Below are 18716 nucleotides of genomic sequence, written 5' to 3'. Positions count from 1 at the left end.
CTTGAGGAAACGAAATCGTCTCTCCAAGGGCGTTGGTTATTTAGAGTATTGATCGCGATATTAATCCGCGCAGGATTCTGCTGCGATCAGGGATACTCGATTATGTTGCTGCTGGGGTTTCCTGTTCTTCCGATTTCAGGCAGCGATCGATTTGTCGCACCGCCTGTTTCAGGCGTTGCTCATTTTCGACAATCGCTAATCGAAGGTACCCTTCGCCATCTTCGCCGAATCCACGGCCCGGACTGACAGCGACTCCCCCTTCATCGAGAAGTTTCATGGCGAAATCGATGGAGCCCATCTTCTGCCAGGGTTCGGGGATCTTGGCCCAGATGAACATACCTGCCTTGGGAATTTCAATCTCCCAACCGAGCCGGATGAGTCCTTTGCACAATGCATCGCGGCGTTTCTGATAAATTCGAGCCACGTTTTCCACGGCCTCGTCACATTCCCGCATCGCGACGATCGCAGCAATCTGGACGGGCTGGAAAATGCCGTAGTCGTAATAGCCTTTAATAGTGGCAAGCGCCCGGACCATCTCGGCGTTCCCGCAACAGAAGCCGATTCGCCATCCCGCCATACTGTAACCTTTGCTCATCGTGGTGAATTCCACTCCGACATCAATGGCACCGGGCGTCGATAGAAAGCTGGGGGCCTTATAACCGTCGAAGCAGATGTCGGCATAGGCAAAGTCACTGATGACGAGGAACTGATACTTTTTCGCCAACCGAACCAGCTCAACATAAAAGTCCTGCTCAATCACCGTACTCGACGGATTGTGAGGGAAATTCGCGATGACGACCTTCGGTTTGGGGTACAGATGCTCGCAAGTATAAGCCACATTCCTGAGGAACTTATCGGGATCGCGCACATCAATGCTAATCACGTTCCCAGACGCCAGCATGACGGCGTATTCGTGAATGGGAAATGTGGGAGAGGGGACAATCGCCGTATCGCCTGGACCCATGAGGGCCAAACACATATGGCTGAACCCTTCTTTAGACCCGATACAGGCAATGACTTCCTCATCCGGTTCCAAGCGTACGCCGTACTTTTTCCAGTACCGCTTAACGACCTCTTTGCGAAGATTGGCGATTCCATTCGATACGGAGTAACGATGGTTTCGGGGGTCTTTCAGGGTTTCGTTCATCTTTTCGATGACGAGCGGATCGGGGGGATCCGTCGGATTACCCATTCCCAGGTCGATGACGTCGATTCCCGCCACCCGTTTTTCGTACTTCAGCTTGTTGATTTTGCCAAAGAGGTACGGAGGCAGCCTGTTGACCCGATCAGATACGGGAACTTTGAATGGCGTGTCTTCAAACGGAACGTCAGTTTCGCTACGCATAGTGTATAAACTTAAATAAGGGGTGCATTGACTTAAATAAGAGGGGTATTGAATTCAAAAAGGAGGCATTTGCTTCGAGAAGCTTATGCGGAAAAGGGGATTCAGAAAATAGTGCCAAATCAAAGGTCGGCGGTTTCGCTCGTCAGCGTCGCAAAATTCATGAAGACCTGATTCTATGGTTCCCCGTATTTTAACACGGCTCCCCACGGGGCAAAAGGAAAACGGCGTCGCTCAAAAGGAAGCGACGCCGTTTGTTTCTGGTTATCTGGTTGCTGAACCTCGAATTATCGCCGCATCGTCCTGTTGGAGACGTTTTGACGGGGCAGGTTCGGTGCATCTGCGTAAATATCAGACAGTTAGGTTGGGGGAGATAGCTACCCCTAAGTCATTACAGTGAAATCACTGGCCCAACAGTTCGCAGGCCTTAGCGACCCGCTGCTTGACGAACGCTACCTACTTTTTCTGGGGCAGTTCCGCTGGCCGGGGTGATTCCACCAGTACGAACGCCTGTCACGTAGTTGTCGACGGCAATATCACGTTTAATCCGTTCGAATACGTCGGCAACCAGCTTCTGTGTTTTTTCTTCGGTCAGGTGGTCGATCAGGTCCTGGCGAACATCTTCCAGATTGGTCGTGCGTGGCTGGGTGTAGCCTTCACATAGCAAAATGCAGTATTGGTTCTGGTTATAATCAGACAATTGGATGATACCAGAAACTTCCCCTTCTTTGAGTTTGAAGGCGGCATTCCACATTTCCTCACTGCCGGAATACTTGCTAATCGGCGGAATCTGTCCGTCGAGAGCACGGCTGTTTGGTTCAACAGAGTGTTCGCGGGCATAGCGACCGAAGTCCGAAGGGTTCTCTTTGACTTTTTTCCAAATCTGCTGAGCTTCCCGACTCTGGTTGACCATGATCAGCCGGGCTTTAACGCGAGGGCCGTAATCCCGAACGAATGATTTCTGAATGTCTTGTTCGGTCAATTGGACATCTCCGCCGGCCAGTTTGCGAAGTGCAATCATCGGCCAGATGACATCACGCTTGTACTGCAAAGCAGTCAATCCCCGTTCGGCTTGCAGCATCTGCAGCCAGGAATCGGGTTCAAGCTGGAAGCGTTTCGCGATTTCGACAATCTCCTGATTGACTTCGCTGTCTTCGACTTTGACGCCCTGCTGTTCACAGGCTGTTTCAATCACCTTGCGATTGATCAATGTTTCCAGAACTTCCTTACCATATCGTTCCAGACATTCTTGTTTCAGTTCATCTTTTGTGATGAAGTTGTTTCCGACGCGGGCCATTTTAGCCGAGTTGTTAGCCGTGTTTGTATTCGACGCAGTGGTCGTGGCTTTTCGCTCGGTGGCGGCCTGAGTATCTTTCGATTTCAGAAACTGGCTCGAGACGGCGGCGACCGTCACTGCCATTAAAGTTCCGAATACAATAGCCCATTTTTTCTTTGAGCTTTTGTTCGAGGTCGATGTTAAGTGAGTCCCTTCACTCATCGTTTTTTTCTCCAAAAAATCTGTCTTTTTAACCAGAAAACCTAAAGTTTGACGCAGATGGCGCGGGTTATATGCCAGATGTTCAAAACAGGTCAAGCTCTTTTGAGCCCCACTGGACCTCTAATTTGTAAAAAGTTCCATTTCGTAACTCGGTCATTTACTTGGAGGAGAGAAGGGGTTTAAACCATTTTGATGTAACAGGTTAGTGATGTGGCGAAACTCTTTAGGAAATGGCGTTTGTTGAATTGCACGCTTGGAATCTTCACGGAATTCGCCTATGTAGAAGGCAGAGTTCACTGGTAGACCACGATTGCTGGTCACGCCGAAGCGGACACGTTGAGATAGGTTAAACAGGGTTGGATTGATGAAGGAGTGGCGATGAGTCCACCGGTTTTGGATATCGGCGTGATTTACACGGACGATGACGAGCACATGCAAAATCTGCTCTTCTCGCTGCGCGCCAGTCTCCCTGCTTTTCCAATTCGGCTTCTCCTGATCGAAAACGCATCCCGACAGGGAGTGGAACGGTATCGGGAGCTTATTGAACCGACTGAAGTTCTGGTGAACAAAGAGAGAAGAACCTATGCGGAAAATCTCAATCTAATTCTGGCAGCATCCAACGCCGAATTTGTGTTGTTGTTAAACACGGATATTCAGTTTGACAATCAGAATCGCTGTCTCGACCGAATGATAACTTTCATGCGACAGCAAACGGACTGCGGAGTTGCAGGTTGCCGGGTGTATCTTCCCGGAGGCGAATACGGTTATCCAGCGCGCAGATTGCAAACACCGCTCACTTTTCTTACCCGACGAATGGGAATGGATTGCTTCTTTCCTGGTGAAAAAGATCGCTATCTTTATACAGACCAGAATCGACATGGTTCGTTTGCATGTGAATGGCTTTCCGGTTGTTTTATGCTCATTCGACGGGAGGCCTACATTGAAGTTGGCGGCTTTGATGAGCAATTCCAGAAATACTATGAGGATGTCGATTACGCCGTTCGCATGCATCGACAGAACTGGAAGGTAATGTTTCACGGCGAAGCACTCTGTTATCACAACGAACAGCGAGCCAGCCGGAATCTGTTGTCACGCGACGCCTGGCTTCACGCGCGATCCTGGATTCGCTGGCATCGCAAGTGGGGTTGGAATCCGTCCCATTTACTACAAGCAGAGTCGACTGACTAGGCGGAAGTTTCTTGAATACCCCCGAATGTCTGAGGAAACTGTAAATCGATTTCTCAACCTGATGCATAATTGCAGTCGAAAGTAATCCATGCTGTCGCCGATTAAAATTGGAATCAACGCGGTCTACCTCGACCCCAACCGGCGTGGAGGGGCAGAGACGTATGTTCGACAATTGGTTAACCAATTAATCACACGTCCTACAGTGGAACTGGAACGACTTCAGTTTGTCTTGTTTGTTTCTCAGGATTCGGAGTTCATCAATCACCCCGGCTTACGTAATCAGTCACGAATTGAGTTGGTGGTCACTCCCGTTCAGGCGAACAAGAAATTCCAACGCATCGGGTGGGAGCAGGTTTACTTTCCACGTCTCCTGAATCAGCATCAGCTTGAGCTCATGCATTTTCCCTATGGAACGATGTCTGTGCGATATAAGCGTGCATCGATCGTGACCGTTCACGATACACTCCGGTTTTGTTTCCCTGAGCAAATGCCTCGTTCTCAACGACTCTATCGTAGCTGGAATGAACGTGCTCTCCGGCGAAATAATGTACACGCGATTGCCGTCTCTCATGCAGATGCCCAAATTGCTCGCGAACAGTTGAAGATTCCACCAGACCGAATGTCGGTCATCTACCATGGAGTGAATCCCGAATTTGGAGAACTCAACCGGGCCTCAACGGGAAGGTGGACAGAGAAGTTGACGGCTCCTCAGCTACTCTGGATCGGTCGCCCTTACATACGAAAGAATGTGGAACTTCTCATTCGGGTGGTGCATCAATTAGAGGCGATTTTCGGTTTGCAGCCTCAATTGAAGCTGGTGGGAATTGAATCAGCGGATCGAAGGCGAATGGAGAAACAAATTGAACGGACAGATGCTGCCGAACTGATTGAGCTGTCGCCTCCTGTTCCCCATCGAGAAGTGCCTGAGTTATTACGGCAGGCGGACTTCTTTCTGTATCCCTCTTTGTACGAGAGCTTTGGCATCCCCGTCTTGGAAGCATTGGCGATAGGCTTGCCTACGATCTGCGCGGATATTGCTCCCTTCCGAGAATTGTATGGAGATGGAATCATTACCTGTTCGGGAAGTTCACCAAATGCCTGGGCTAAAGTGATTAAGGAGTTATGCGATCAGCCAGAGCAACGACAGCAATTAAGCGAACGAGGCGTCCGCCGCGCGGCAGAGTTCAGTTGGAAAAAATGCATCGACGAACATCTTGAGTTGTATCAACGTCTGACTTGCCCAAAGGAATACGAGAGTCAATAAAAAAGCCCCGCAGGTACTGGAACCGGCAGGGCTTCGTTTATCACATTTCAGTATTGTACAAATCGAGAAGTCTGTTTTCGAAATCAGGAAACGACTTTCTGGAATCGTTTGACAGCTTCCTCAACGTTTTCCCGGCTGTTGAAGGCACTCAGGCGGAAATAGCCTTCACCGCTGGCGCCAAAACCACTACCCGGTGTTCCCACCAGGTGAGCCTGTTGGAGCAGTCTGTCGAAGAATTCCCAACTGGTAAGCCCTCGTGGGGTTTTTAACCAGACGTAAGGAGCATCGACGCCCCCGTAGACATCGATTCCCACTGCTTCCAGGCCTTTTCGGAGCAGGCTGGCGTTTTCCAGATAGAACCGAACCAACTCGTTAATCTGTGCTTTTCCAGCAGGCGAATAGGCGGCTTCGGCTCCACGTTGGATCACGTAGGGAACGCCATTGAACTTGGTGCTATGTCGTCGATTCCATAACGGATGAATGTCGACGAGTTCTCCATCGGCCGCGCGGCCTTTGAGATCTTTCGGAACGACAGTGAATGCACAGCGTGTTCCGGTGAATCCAGCATTTTTACTAAAACTGCGGAACTCGATCGCAACGTCGCGGGCTCCAGGGATTTCGTAGATCGAATGCGGAATGTCCGGGTTGCGAATATATGCCTCGTAAGCGGCATCGAACAGAATGATCGCTTCTTTTTCGCGAGCGTAGTCGACCCATTTCTTTAAGGTCTCTTTGGTTGCGACTGTTCCCGTTGGATTGTTCGGGTAGCAGAGATAAATCAAATCGACCGATTCGCTGGGAAGTTCCGGAGTGAAATCGTTCTCGGCGGTGACAGGCAGATAGACTAAACCGGAGTATTGGCCCGAAGAACTGGCCTCGCCAGTACGTCCAGCCATGACATTCGTATCGACGTAGACAGGATATACTGGATCCGTCACGGCGACTTTATTGTCCTGACCGAAGATGTCGATGATATTTCCGGTGTCACATTTTGAACCATCTGAGATGAAAATCTCGTCCGCTTTGACATTCACCCCGCGTGCCTGATAGTCGTTATCGGCAATCGCTGTTCGCAGAAAATCATATCCCTGCTCGGGACCATAACCACGGAAGGTGCTGCGATCGGCCATTTCGTCGATTGCTTTGTGCATCGCTTCGGTGATAGCAGGGGGGAGTGGTTCAGTAACGTCGCCAATTCCGAGTCGAATGACTTTGGCATCCGGGTTCTCTTCGCAGAACGCGTTCACACGGCGTCCGATTTCAGGGAAGAGGTATCCTGCTTTGAGTTTGAGAAAATGATCGTTGATTCTGGCCATCTTATTACCTGTAAGAGTTTGTGTTTCGGATAGAAGCCCCGGTGATCGGGAATTCAGCGGCACGGCCTTGGCTCAGCTGGGAACAGCGAGCGAGAACCTGAGAAGTACGACATCCTCTGGACTCAAATGTGGCCGCGCAGGTTCGTCCCATGCGGGATCGAGACAGATTTCATCCGCAAATAGTAATGAGGGCCGGGCCGAATTGGTAGCGAGTCTGGCCGGACCCTGATGGACTTGGTTTGATCGACAGAAATCCTTTTCCAGAACAGGACTTTACTCTCCCATCAGCTCCAGCAGGTATTTACCGTAGGAATTGTTCTCCATCGGTTTGGCCAGTTCGATCACTTGCTTGCGGTCGATATAACCGAGTCGCCAGGCGATTTCTTCCAGACAGGCGACCTTGAGCCCCTGCCGGGATTCGAGAACGCTGATGAAGGTGCTGGCTTCAATCAGCGATTCATGAGTACCTGTATCGAGCCATGCCGTTCCTCGCCCGAATTGAGCGACTTTCAATTGCTGTCGCTCCAGATAAACGCGATTCACGTCGGTGATCTCCAACTCGCCCCGCGCGGAAGGCTTCAACTGCCGGGCGATCTCGGTGACCGAGTTATCATAGAAATAAAGCCCCGTGACCGCGTAATGGGATTTCGGTTTCTCGGGTTTTTCTTCGATAGAAATCGCATTTCCATCTCCATCCACTTCCACGACTCCATATCGGCGTGGATCACGGACGTGATATGCAAAAACAGTCGCTCCTTCCTGAGAAGCATTCGCTTCCTGTAAGAAGCTGCTCATTTTGTGCCCGTAAAAGATATTGTCACCCAGAATGAGGCAACTCGGGTCGTCGCCGACGAAGTCTTCACCGATTAAAAATGCTTGCGCGAGCCCTTTGGGTTCCGGTTGTACCGCATAAGTTAAATTTAATCCCCATTGGGAACCATCTTCCAGCAGTTGTTGAAATAGGGGCAAATCGTGCGGTGTGCTGATCAGTAGGATATCGCGAATGCCGGCCAGCATGATGGTGGATAGTGGATGATAAATCATCGGTTTGTCGTAAACGGGCAATAGCTGTTTACTAATCACGCGCGTGGCGGGGTAGAGCCGCGTTCCGGAACCTCCGGCCAGAATGATTCCCTTCCGTGTTGGTGAAGTCGGCGATGGAATGGCGGAGGACGATTTCGGAGAGAGGTTCATCGTTTCAATTTTCTATGCCCGGAATTTTGTTTTGAATTTCGATGGTCGTTAAGACGTGGGGTTGAAATGAATCGCAATCGGTTTTACTGCTTCAGTCCTCCATGCTGACTCTCAGTATCTCAGCCTGTCGGTTGATACTGGTCGCAATGTCCCAGCAGTCGAATTTGACCCGAAGATTAATGTAACAGAACATCCACGCCATACGAATGATCGGATAGGTAAACAGGACCACTGCCGTGGCAGTGACCATCACGTATGGGTCGTAGATCAGCAGGTAAAGAAGCGAGGCATCCTCTTGAAACCGGTAGAAGAAAATGGGGAAATCAAAGAGGAGTGAACTAGCCAGATCGACAAACAGAAAGAGCAACAGACTCAGCAGAACCCAAAAACTCGCCAGCGCTATCACTGCTCCTTCCAGACTAACCGCCTCGGCTTTGGTTAGCTCTTTCCAGACACGCTGTTGAATTTTGGAATCCGGGTTATCAAGATATTTACGTTCCGCGTGAAAATAGCTTTTGCGGAAATACAACAGGCCTGGAATGATCAACAGCAAAGTCAACAATAGTAAAAGCAGTTGCCTTCCAAAGCCGCGTAGGATAACTCGAGTCGTACTCTCCAACTTCAGTATTTCTTTTCCCTGTGAAGTGATTGTTCCAGGAAGGAGCCATTCCCGCTTCGTGACTTTGCGGATGAGCAGGTCTCCCAGAGGGGCCAGCATAAGAAACACGATGGGGAACAGCGTCGCAGAGTAGAAGTTGAAGTAATGATTCAGGCAATAAACCAGAGTGCAGGCCAGAATGGCGAAAGGGATAACTACTTTATAGACGGCGGCGAAGTGAGTGCGGACGACCAGCATGCCGGTATCAATCGATTGAGTCACCGTCAGTGCCTGCAAGGGAATCATGGAGTTGGTAGGTGCGCTAGCCATTATTTCCTCCCTGAAAGCAAGAGATAGATAATCACGACTGCCCACAAAGCCGAACCCAGAACATACTTGAACAGGTTTGGAATATTCGCGGGTGACCAGAAGGCTTCCAGAAATGCAGCGACGATGAGCATGACTGCCGCCCCGAGAGCAATTTTGAGCGCGTCGACTCCCCGTGACTTGAGTGATTGTAGACGGGTCTGCTGTCCAGGGTGGATCATTGCGTGCCCGAGTATCAAGCCCGCACCTCCCGCAACAGCGATGGCCGTCAGTTCAAATGAACCATGAGAAATAATGAAACTGAGAAAGCGATCCCCATGCCCCTCGCTGAGTAGAAAACCTGATACCGTTCCAAGAACGATGCCGTTTGAAAGGAGCGTGTATACAGTAATGACGCCAAACAGGACGCCCCCGGCAAAAGTTCGGAGCGCGATACCAACATTATTGAAAATGTAAAATCCAAACATCCCAGTTCGCTGTTCACCGAATTCCATTGCCGAGACATCTTTCCGTTCTTCAACGGATTCCTCGCTGTACATGTAGGACATGTCTTCGAGTTGTTCGGAACTGATCACGCGTTCGGCCAGATCGGGATTGATCTGAATGACGATCCAACTTACTAAAAATGGCCCGAAAAAGAGAAGCGATGCCAGCAGGAAGTATTTCCAGTTGGCTCGAAAGGTACGGGGATAGTCGATGAAGACGAAATTCCAGAACTCGCCGAAGTTTACCGGCGGAGATTGATAGAAGAGGTTGTGGCCTTGAGAGACCAATGCATTCAGGTAGGCTTCCAGATCCTCACCCAGTTTGCGAGATCGAACCATCGAGAGGTCATTGCAGAGTTCTCGATATAACGTGGAGAACTGTTGCACTTCTGGGCCGGACAAATAATGTCGTTTCGATTTCTTCAGTTTCTCCAGCAGATCTGAGAATTCTTCCCAAGCGTGACGACGCGACTGCATGAATGTTTTCTTATTCATTCCAATCCTCCGTCGATCCAGCTGGCTGAATAATGTTGGCTTCGGTTATCGGTTCCGGAGTAGCTGCCACTTCTTCCGCTTGATTTTGCTCGTTGGGGATAAAGGTCACGTATACGCGAGCGATAAACGCCATCGGGAACTTGCGAACTAATTCGGGATCGCCCCGAAATTGAAATTTCCTCGCCAGTTCATGAGCCAGTGGTCTGCTGAGTTCGTGCCCCCGTTTGTAATCGATCGCAATCCGCCGCGAGAGAAAATCGCCAATGACAGCCAGCATCTGTTCGTCAGGCTTGTACTGGTTTAATAAATTCAATGGCAGAGGGTCGATCTTCTCCAGAATGACTGGTTCACGGGGGAGTCGGACTCGCCTCTCGGTGATGACGACGGTTCCCGCTGTAAGGTCGCCCAGTCGTTGAAATTTCCGCGAGCAAAACATGCTGATCAAGGCCGGGATATAGAGCGGAGTGGAATCAACCGCGCGAATGAAGTTTCGATTAATTGCCATCCAGAAGTTAATCGGATGTCCGTTCTCGTGAATCACGCGAAGCCCCAAGACGTTCTTTCCGGGGGTTTTGCCATGGAAGAAACCTTCACAGATGGCGTAGTAACCCCAACCGTTTATAAACAACCAGAGCAGAAATAACCCGGTTGCAAGACCAGGTAGATAAAGACCGGCGACCGTGAAGATGATCATGAGAACAAAAGTGATCGTTGCGCGAATAACGAAGTCAATGGTATAGGCCATTAGCCGCACTGCCGGACCCGCCAGTTGGTAATGCAATACAACCGTTTCGGGAGTCTCCACCGCGTAGTCGAGGCTGAGGGGCTGATTTCGAAATGGATTATCTGTTGTTTGCGTATCAGTACTCATCAAAGGAGGAAACTTCCGTCAGTGATCCATAGATGAAAAACGATTGGGTAACAGTGGCAAAGATCATCACCAGTAGATGAAGTGGGGAGCGAGCGAATCCTGTCGAGCCTCAGTGCATTTCGCGAGGTGACATTAGTGTATGAAAAATTTGCACGGAAATACGATGAAAAAATGGTGTCCAGATAAATGTTATTAGTTTGAGAATTACCGGATGAACAGATCGCTGTTGAGAAAAGGATTACTGCCGATGGATTTCAAATTCACGGTGTCGTGTCGTCGCAGGCTTCACGACGTACGCCGTCGATTTGGCAAATCCTTCGAGCACTCCATCGGCTTTCTCCTGATTGACTGGTCCGGCGTGCGCCCATAAGAGATATCTTAGTGTGGTCGGTTCTGATCTCTTTAATACAAGGGCCCCTTTACCACAGGTAGAAGGGGACATCCAACCATCTTCACGAACATGCCACCCGACGGGGGCGCGTACATTATCAGGATGATAGAAACAGGTGATGCCTTCGTGCAGATTCTGAGTGATGAGGCCACTGTAGTCGACCCAGTTTGCAGGTTGACCAAAGATCGCTTTTTCCCCTTGTGCACCGTGGGCGTTGGTCAATTGGCCTCCCCCGAAAAACTCGGAGATTTCGGCCGCCATGCGGATCCCCAATAAACCGAATGTGGTTTCCTCTAGTTCGAGAGACTCAGCAACGGGACGGAATGTCGCCTGGATTTCCAGAACGGTTTCTTCTTCGGCAGTCGTTCGTACCGCAACGACCATCTCTTGTTCTATCAAGGGGGCTGGGTCGTGTCCGTCGAACCAACCGATCTGCACGGCCATGCGGGCTTCATCATCTCGGTCTTCATAAGCCATCCAGGTCTGCTGACGGATAAAGGATTCGCTGTTCTCCGACCAGAAGTCCATTCCCATTACCTTCGCATGTGCAAACCAGATCGACCGGTGATGTTCATGGCTGGCGGTTCCGGGGTGCCCCATCCGGGTGAGCGAAATTCGGCTTGGTCCGTAGAACGGGTAAAAGAAAGGACGTGGATATTCAGAGCCGAAATGCCAGCGAAGCCGTTCCTGGCGATCAATTTCAAAAGAAACCTGATTGTCGGGGAGTGGCAGAACACGACAGCGCGGAATGTGATAACTCATGAAGCTCCTCGAAATACAAAACGTCTCGTCAAAAAAACAGGCTGTTCAGTCGGAGAAATTGATCGTGATGACTTTAATGATTGTAATGAAGCAATTGCCCCCCTGTCTTCTGGAAACCCTTACTTTCGCTCTTAGAGGCAGGAATCCTGAGATTTGGTGGAACTCGACAATCTGATGTCACTCAGATTAAAAATATGTCTAACTGGTATTATCGATACAAACAGAGATGACACGAAAGCAGCAGAGCGGTGAGGAAATGAAGATGCGACGTCGAATTCATTCGCAAGCTATGTTTCTGACGTACTTTCGTTTTTGCATCGACAATCGACTGGAATGAACTTGTGAGGTGAGCCGCTGGTTTGCCTGTTCATATCTCGATGATGCTTCACTACTCACGTTGACTGATGAAGCCAGGAGAAATCAATCATGATTTCCGCCCAGAACCTAGAACCTGTCCGATCCGAGTTTGCCGACGATGAAGATTTCGTCGAACTGCTGGAAATGTTTACTGACGAAATTCCAATTCGCCGTCAGCGACTTGAAGTCGCTTACAATGCTCAGGACATTGCTGAATTAAAATCACTCGCTCATCAGCTCAAAGGAGCAGGTGGCGGATACGGATACCCACATCTGACTATCATCTCCGCACGGTTGGAACAGGCCTGTAAAGACAGCGTCCAAGATGAAATTACGAGTCAGTACCAGGAACTGCATCAGTACTTGGGCCGTGTCACTGCCTAATCACTGACTCGATACTTAACCACTGCACTTATACATACAGCCGATCTTCAGGAAGAGAGCCTAATTTATTCTTCTCTGGGGGTCGGAACCGGACTCGGTTGACTGGCCTGACGTTCTTTCCAATGGGAAAGAATCGTTGTGTGGCATTCCAATTCGGAATAGTAAGTCGCGGAGGGATCAATCCCTTGCGCTTCCCAATGTTCCCACCGGCGCTGATTCACTTCGGAGGCACTATACGCTGGCAACACGGCCAACCAGATATAGCCAATCGCTATCCAGCAACTTACGAAAACTCCCCAGCGAATTCCCGTTGGGGATTTTTTTTGGTCTGTGCTGGCGGAGAAAGGTACAGGCATCGGGGCACTATCGTGTTTAGAAATGTCGAATAGAGTCTCTCTTCGAGCTTATCCCGCGAGAGGAGGGACGTCAAATAGTTCCGTTGGAAGGCTTTTGAGACAGACCTGTTTCCGAATTCGTTAAACAGGTCACCCAGTCTTCGCTCAGACTTCATAAGAGGATAAAAGACCTGCTATGCTGCAGGAACGTCCCCTGTTCTCTTCCTGACGACTCCCTGCTTTGAGATTTCCCATGTTGTCGATTGACGAAGCATTAGACATTGTTTCTTCCCGCCTCGCACCTCTCACTCCGGTTGAACGTCATTTACATGACACGCAGGGGTTACTCCTCGCGCAGACAATATCCAGTCCGCTGAATTCTCCCCCGTTTGATAAAGCATGTATGGATGGCTACGCCGTCCGGTCAGCTGATTTTGAGCAGGACAAACCGGTTTTGAAGCTGATTGGTGAATTGACGGCCGGACAGGTTTCATCTCAAAAGGTAAATCCAGGAGAAGCGATTCGTATCATGACGGGTGCCCCTATTCCTGCAGGGGCCGACGCTGTCGTTCAACATGAGCTAACGGAGTTCAATAAACACAGTAACGAGATCGTCTTTAAAATCGACGAGATACGAGCCGGTCTAAATGTGCTCAACCGGGGCGAGATCATGCGCGAAGGAGAAGCGGTCTTCACTGAAAAGACTCGATTGCGCCCGCAGGAACTGGCCGTATTGGCTGAAATGGGATTCGTAAAGGTACAGATATTTCCTCCGCCACGAGTGGCTGTGTTGGCGACAGGTGACGAGCTCGTTGCCGTCGAGGAGACGCCCGGACCTGGCCAGATTCGAAACACTAATGAAGTCATGCTGGTCGAACAACTTCGTCAGGCGGGCGCCATTCCTGTGCCACTGGGCATTGCTCGGGACAACCGGGATGATCTGCAAGCGAAGATCGAGTTAGGCCTGCAACACGACATGTTGATTCTCTCGGGTGGAGTCTCCGCCGGTAAGCTGGACTTGGTTCCTAGTGTCCTCGAATCGCTCGATGTGCAGGAAATCTTTCACAAAGTTCAAATGAAACCGGGCAAACCGATTTGGTTTGGTCAGCAAAATCAAGCATCAGATCGACCTCCCAAAACCGTCTTCGGTCTCCCTGGGAATCCGGTAAGCAGCATGGTCTGTTTTGAGATTTTCGTAAAAACAGCTCTACGCCGAACGATGGGAGATGACGCATTAAGTAGTTTGCCAATAATGGTTTGCGCAAGGTTAACGCATGACCATTTGCATAAAGGGGATCGCCCTACTTACTGGCCTGTACAGTTTGAATTGGCTGAAGGGGAGGTGCGGATCACGCCTTTGGATTGGAGAGGGTCTTCGGACCTGAAAGGGACAGTGCTGGCGGACGGAATGGCTCTATTCTCAAAACCGGATTTTGTCTATAAAGCGGGCACTATATTTAATTTTTATCCTTGGAAGTAGTTCTGTCTCTCCGTTTGCGACCACCTGTTCTGGTTCGCAATAACATGGTGTGGCCTGTGCCGCCCGATAGAACAACGTCAACCGATTCAGCATGGATGCCGAATAATGTCCACAGAGACCATGACGCCTAAAACGACGCCCGATTCATCTACGACTCCTGTTGCTGCCCCTGGTAAAGGCGTGAACGCCAATACTAAGGCGGCCAATCTGGATCCACAGATTCAGGCAATCATCAATAAAGCACGCACTGCGTCGATTTCGTCGCGAGCAACCTGGATGCTGGCAGGGCTATCAGCCGTACTGTTGTGGGCGACGTTCACACCACTCAACTGGTCCGTCCTCGGTTGGGTGGCCCTCGTTCCTTCCATGATGTTAATCCGACCAGTACAGCGAACCCGTTGGACTTATCGCGCGACATTCCTGCTTTCCTTCGTGGGTTACATTTCCATACTACAATGGATGCGTCTCGGCGATCCGCTGATGTACTTCGCCCTTTTCGGTCTCGCGTTGTACCTCTCAGTTTATATGACCATGTTCGTTATGATGTCGCGTGCCGCGGTTCATCGATTACAACTTCCATTCGCGGTGGCTGTTCCCATGGTTTGGGTCGGTTTGGAATTCCTGCGTGGATTTCTGATGACCGGCTTCCCATGGTATTTTTTGTCGCACTCTCAATATCGCTGGACTTCCTTGATTCAGATTTCGGACCTGACCGGAACTTATGGAATCAGCTTTCTGATGGCGGCGACTGCGGCCGTGCTTACGGCACTTTTGCCGGAGTCAGTATTCCATAAGCTAAAAATGCTGAGCCGAACTGTCGAACGTCCGCATCCTGAGGAAGTCCAATCGCAGCAATCCCTGCTGGCAACTCCTTCCCGACCATTCGTGATGGTCATGGCCCATCTGGGGTTGTTTGGATTAGTGCTCGGTTACGGGTACTACCGGTTGTCTGAAACAGAATTCGTACCCGGCCCCCGGGTGGCTCTGGTACAGGGGAACTTTCCTTCTTCATTGAAACATGATCCTCGTCAGTTCCAGCAAATCTTTGATATGCACTACTACCTGACTGGGCAGACGGTTCAATATCAGCCCGACTTAATTGTCTGGCCGGAAACGATGTATCGCTATCCGCTAATGACTGCCGATACCAGCTTGACCGAAGATGAACGGCTGCGTCTGGCTCCCATGGTCCCGGCTGACCGTTGGAACGATAAGACCGTTCCCGAAATGCTGGAAGGTTTGAGTTCTCAATCAGGTGCGGCACTGGTAATCGGAATCGATTCCCGCCGTCTGGATGAGGAACGAATGCACGCTTACAACTCGGCTGTTTGTATTTCACCTCTGGAGGGGATCAAAGGAATCTACGACAAAAATCATCGGGTGGTGTTTGGAGAGTATATTCCTTTCCAGGACGAGCTGTTGAAAGGCAATATGGTCTCGCCGACGACCGGTGGAATGGGAATCGATGCCGGAATCGAACCCTTTTTCTTTGCTCATGATGAATGGAACTTTGCCCCGCTCATCTGTTACGAAGATACTGTCCCGACCTTGGTTCGTGATTTCGTGAAGACAGGAATCGATGAAGAAAAACCAGTCGATTGCCTCGTGAATTTAACCAACGATGGTTGGTTCCATGGTTCCAGTGAACTCGACCAGCACTTGATTACCTCAGCGTTCCGATGCGTAGAAACGCGTACTCCGATGGTGCGTGCCGTGAATACAGGGATTTCTGTCGTCATTGACTCCCAAGGCGTCATCCGCAGCGAACCTGAAGTTTTCCAGACAGTCGAACTGGAAAATCGGGAAACAAAAACAGAAATGCATGCTTCCATTATCGATCCCAAAACCGGCAGCTGGTTCAAACAGGTGAACGGAATTCTGATCGATCAGGTGCCCCTCGACAAACGGACGAGCCCTTACCTCTACTACGGGGACTGGTTCGCCATGATCTGTCTTGGTCTGGTACTGATCTCATTGGTCGCTGCCTGCTGGCCTCGTCAGAAACTTGTTCCGGCACCTGTTCGCAAATAAAACAGTGACCTCCCTTGCTGCAGGTTAGTCTTCGATTTCATCTGGTTCCAATGACGCGATGAATGGCAGATGCCGGTATTCGTCGTTGTAATCGAGACCGTATCCGACGACGAATTCGTTCGGGATTTTAAAGCAATGATAATCGGGAGCGAAATCGACTTCGGTCCGTTCCTGTTTCCATAAAAGCACTGCCGTGCGGACGGTCAGTGCTTTTCGCTTTTCGATGACAGGGATCAGTTTCTGTAGCGTGTGGCCCGTATCAAAAATGTCGTCCAGCAACAGCACGTGACGATTGTCGATATTGGGAATCAAGCTCTCGTTGATGATCAGTTCTCCCCGGGTGGTGGAGGCGCCACGATAGCTGGAGGCTTGGATTAAACCGATTTTGATCGGTAACTCAACGGCGCGGACAAGGTCCGAAAGCAAAATCACGCTGCCTGTTAATACTCCCAGAATGGTGAGCGGTTCTCCCTGGTACCATTTTTCGATTTCGCGCCCCAGCTTTTTGACTGACTGCTCAATCTCGGCTGCTTCGATTAACTTCTTCACGATCTTCTCCCCCGCTGCTTAAGCCTGATACTGTTATCGCGTAGGAACATTGCGAACATGCGTTCCACCCAGTGAGGACTGATCACTTAACAGCTTGCGAGCTTCTTCTGTTTTCTGTTTGAGATGTTCCAACTGGTGCAACTGTTGATGGGCCGAATGGCAGGCGGTGGCTAATTCAGGATAGAGGGGACTGGTCAGTTTTTTGCGAGCGAGGTTGTCGGCCAACTGTTCAATCTCCCGGTTTAATCCTCGACGTATCTGTAAGGTTAAAGCAATAACCAGCACACCAGACCAGAGGATCAGAAAGATACCGGCAGCGATGTAAAATTCCATCCGCAGCAGCGGAGCTTCGTAAAAGAAAGAGTCGATAAAGAAGTTCTCTCCAATTCGCAACAGGACAAAAAACAAATAAGCGGACCAGAGGGTTTCGTAGATGAAGCGGGTCAGCTTTCCTGAGTTTCGTTTGGCGATGCGTTCAATAAGGTCGTCAATCTGTATGCCAACATCCGCCAGAAAACGAGACTCCACCCGAGCGGCATCATGTTGCAAGTTGTCGAAGGAGAAGTCTTTAATTTCCTGTGGGTTGAATCCTGCTTCCTGCGCATACCCTGATACAACGATTTGGCTTTCACGGAGCAAGTCGTCGTCTATGCCCATGGATGAAAGGCGTTCCGCTTGAGATTCCGAACTTTGTTCGGCCTGTTTGGATTTAATCCACCGCATCCCCTGCAGAGTTCCGATGATCGCCATCTGTGCGGTACTGCGGGCTCGGAAGAAGGTGAGCGATGCGGCCAGATTGCCGAGGCTGTTATATAACCTTAAGACAAGGGCAAAGGGGCCGATGCCCCAGATCTCTGCCACCGAGTTGAGTAGCCTTCGTTCCCAGAGACCACGGCTGGATTGCAGTTCGCCCGTCAGGTTGGACGTCAAAGTCTGCGCGACCTTCTGTTGTTCCTGTTCGAGTGCGCTTTCCAGATTTCGCAATGCGACGAGATGGTCGTGAAGGTTATCAAGGCCGCGGTCAACTCCTGCCTGAAGCAAGTCGAGTAAGTTGGCCCTCCGGATTCGTTGACGATGCGAAGCGGACAGTTCTGACTGAATTGTTTCGTATAATCGTCCGAAGTCTCCGGTGAGGGGCAATCCCCGTTGTTGTTCCTGCAGGCCTGTGATCGAGTCGACGAGAAACAGTTCGGGGACGGCGTAGTTCTGTTCGAGTTGACCTCGCCAGTCGTCGCGGATGTCCTCATCCAGGTCGGCATGAGATTGGACAAATAGTAATCGGCATCCGACTGCCGCTTGAATTAATTCATCTTTGACGCGCGAGGAACGATATTTCTGTTGGGTTGTGGTGTAGATCAACACATCGCAATAGGGAATCATCCGGTGCAACCGGGCAAGGTTGCTTTCGTGGGCTGCTGATTCGTCAGTGTCCGGGTCGGGGCAGTCGACCAGTACGATATCCTGGAGGAGGGGTGAGTCGACCACTTCCACTTCGAAGTCGTGAATTGGAAAACTGAGATGGGTTGGATCAGTAGAAGGATGGACCAGCAGAACGGGTCGGCGCGTTGTGGGACGCTGTTTACCAGTGCGGCTGACTTCGGAACCAATCAGGGCATTAACCAGCGTGCTCTTGCCTGTTCCTGTTCCTCCAAAGGTGGCGACGACTAAAGGCTGTTCGATCCGCAGACGAAGATCTTCGGCGCGGCTCAGAAGTTGCTTCAACAGGTTTTGCGAATGCTGCAACGGCTCCCACGCATGTTCCACGTCGATCCAACGACGTAACTGGGTGGTCAGTTCGTCGATTCTGGTCAGCAGTTCTATTTGATCGATTCGGGGTGAGGACATCAGA

At 50.4% G+C, this 18716-nt stretch carries 16 protein-coding genes; 5 read left to right on the top strand and 11 right to left on the bottom strand.

Going from position 1 to position 18716, the window contains the following annotated elements; all coding sequences use genetic code 11:
* Window positions 1–100 precede the first annotated feature (100 nt).
* Window positions 101–1345: an aminotransferase class I/II-fold pyridoxal phosphate-dependent enzyme gene (locus Pla110_RS17740; RefSeq protein ID WP_144997679.1), complete on the bottom strand. Its 1245-nt coding sequence runs from the start codon at window positions 1343–1345 to the stop codon at window positions 101–103.
* Window positions 1346–1769: 424 nt separating this feature from the next.
* Window positions 1770–2840 (bottom strand): peptidylprolyl isomerase, encoded by a 1071-nt coding sequence (locus Pla110_RS17735; RefSeq protein ID WP_144997677.1) that lies wholly within the window; start codon window positions 2838–2840, stop codon window positions 1770–1772.
* Between the two features lie 378 nt (window positions 2841–3218).
* Here Pla110_RS17735 and Pla110_RS17730 point away from each other — a divergent pair, with 378 nt between their 5' ends.
* Together Pla110_RS17730 and Pla110_RS17725 are read left to right on the top strand one after the other, a co-directional pair.
* Window positions 3219–4028, top strand: a complete 810-nt coding sequence (locus Pla110_RS17730; protein ID WP_144997675.1) for a glycosyltransferase — start codon at window positions 3219–3221, stop codon at window positions 4026–4028.
* 88 nt (window positions 4029–4116) lie between these two features.
* Window positions 4117–5292 carry a glycosyltransferase family 4 protein gene (locus tag Pla110_RS17725; protein WP_144997674.1) on the top strand — a complete coding sequence of 392 codons (1176 nt, stop codon included), beginning with the start codon at window positions 4117–4119 and terminating at the stop codon, window positions 5290–5292.
* An 83-nt stretch (window positions 5293–5375) separates the two neighbouring features.
* Here Pla110_RS17725 and Pla110_RS17720 read toward each other — a convergent pair whose 3' ends face one another.
* From Pla110_RS17720 to Pla110_RS17695, 6 genes are all read right to left on the bottom strand, one after another.
* Window positions 5376–6608 (bottom strand): LL-diaminopimelate aminotransferase, encoded by a 1233-nt coding sequence (locus Pla110_RS17720; protein WP_144997672.1) that lies wholly within the window; start codon window positions 6606–6608, stop codon window positions 5376–5378.
* A 273-nt stretch (window positions 6609–6881) separates the two neighbouring features.
* Window positions 6882–7802 carry a glucose-1-phosphate thymidylyltransferase RfbA gene (gene rfbA / locus Pla110_RS17715; protein ID WP_144997670.1) on the bottom strand — a complete coding sequence of 307 codons (921 nt, stop codon included), beginning with the start codon at window positions 7800–7802 and terminating at the stop codon, window positions 6882–6884.
* Between the two features lie 91 nt (window positions 7803–7893).
* Window positions 7894–8730 carry a hypothetical protein gene (locus Pla110_RS17710; protein WP_144997668.1) on the bottom strand — a complete coding sequence of 279 codons (837 nt, stop codon included), beginning with the start codon at window positions 8728–8730 and terminating at the stop codon, window positions 7894–7896.
* Window positions 8730–9707, bottom strand: a complete 978-nt coding sequence (locus Pla110_RS17705; protein WP_144997666.1) for a stage II sporulation protein M — start codon at window positions 9705–9707, stop codon at window positions 8730–8732. Before Pla110_RS17705 ends, Pla110_RS17710 begins: the two co-directional genes overlap by 1 nt.
* On the bottom strand, window positions 9700–10578 hold the full coding sequence (locus tag Pla110_RS17700) for an RDD family protein (protein WP_144997664.1): 879 nt from the start codon (window positions 10576–10578) through the stop codon (window positions 9700–9702). Before Pla110_RS17700 ends, Pla110_RS17705 begins: the two co-directional genes overlap by 8 nt.
* 238 nt (window positions 10579–10816) lie before the next feature.
* Window positions 10817–11731, bottom strand: a complete 915-nt coding sequence (locus tag Pla110_RS17695; protein ID WP_144997662.1) for a DUF6807 domain-containing protein — start codon at window positions 11729–11731, stop codon at window positions 10817–10819.
* Window positions 11732–12157: 426 nt separating this feature from the next.
* Here Pla110_RS17695 and Pla110_RS17690 point away from each other — a divergent pair, with 426 nt between their 5' ends.
* Window positions 12158–12472, top strand: coding sequence for an Hpt domain-containing protein (locus Pla110_RS17690; protein WP_144997660.1), 315 nt, complete (start codon window positions 12158–12160; stop codon window positions 12470–12472).
* Between the two features lie 65 nt (window positions 12473–12537).
* Here the strand turns inward: Pla110_RS17690 and Pla110_RS17685 are convergent, their stop codons facing one another.
* On the bottom strand, window positions 12538–12828 hold the full coding sequence (locus Pla110_RS17685; protein ID WP_144997658.1) for a hypothetical protein: 291 nt from the start codon (window positions 12826–12828) through the stop codon (window positions 12538–12540).
* A 232-nt stretch (window positions 12829–13060) separates the two neighbouring features.
* Between Pla110_RS17685 and Pla110_RS17680 the strand changes: the two genes are divergently transcribed.
* Both Pla110_RS17680 and lnt read left to right on the top strand, forming a co-directional pair.
* A complete protein-coding gene (locus Pla110_RS17680) occupies window positions 13061–14287 on the top strand; it encodes a molybdopterin molybdotransferase MoeA (RefSeq protein ID WP_144997656.1) in 1227 nt (408 codons plus the stop codon).
* Window positions 14288–14392: 105 nt separating this feature from the next.
* A complete protein-coding gene (lnt, locus tag Pla110_RS17675) occupies window positions 14393–16318 on the top strand; it encodes an apolipoprotein N-acyltransferase (RefSeq protein ID WP_144997654.1) in 1926 nt (641 codons plus the stop codon).
* A gap of 24 nt (window positions 16319–16342) precedes the next feature.
* Here lnt and hpt read toward each other — a convergent pair whose 3' ends face one another.
* Together hpt and Pla110_RS17665 are read right to left on the bottom strand one after the other, a co-directional pair.
* Window positions 16343–16867, bottom strand: coding sequence for a hypoxanthine phosphoribosyltransferase (gene hpt / locus Pla110_RS17670; RefSeq protein ID WP_144997652.1), 525 nt, complete (start codon window positions 16865–16867; stop codon window positions 16343–16345).
* A 33-nt stretch (window positions 16868–16900) separates the two neighbouring features.
* Window positions 16901–18712: a GTPase domain-containing protein gene (locus Pla110_RS17665; protein ID WP_144997650.1), complete on the bottom strand. Its 1812-nt coding sequence runs from the start codon at window positions 18710–18712 to the stop codon at window positions 16901–16903.
* Window positions 18713–18716: the final 4 nt, after the last annotated feature.

Origin of the sequence: Polystyrenella longa (assembly GCF_007750395.1) — a bacterium.
Classification (GTDB): Bacteria; Planctomycetota; Planctomycetia; order Planctomycetales; family Planctomycetaceae; genus Polystyrenella; species Polystyrenella longa.
This window is presented reverse-complemented; position numbering and strand designations above follow the sequence as displayed.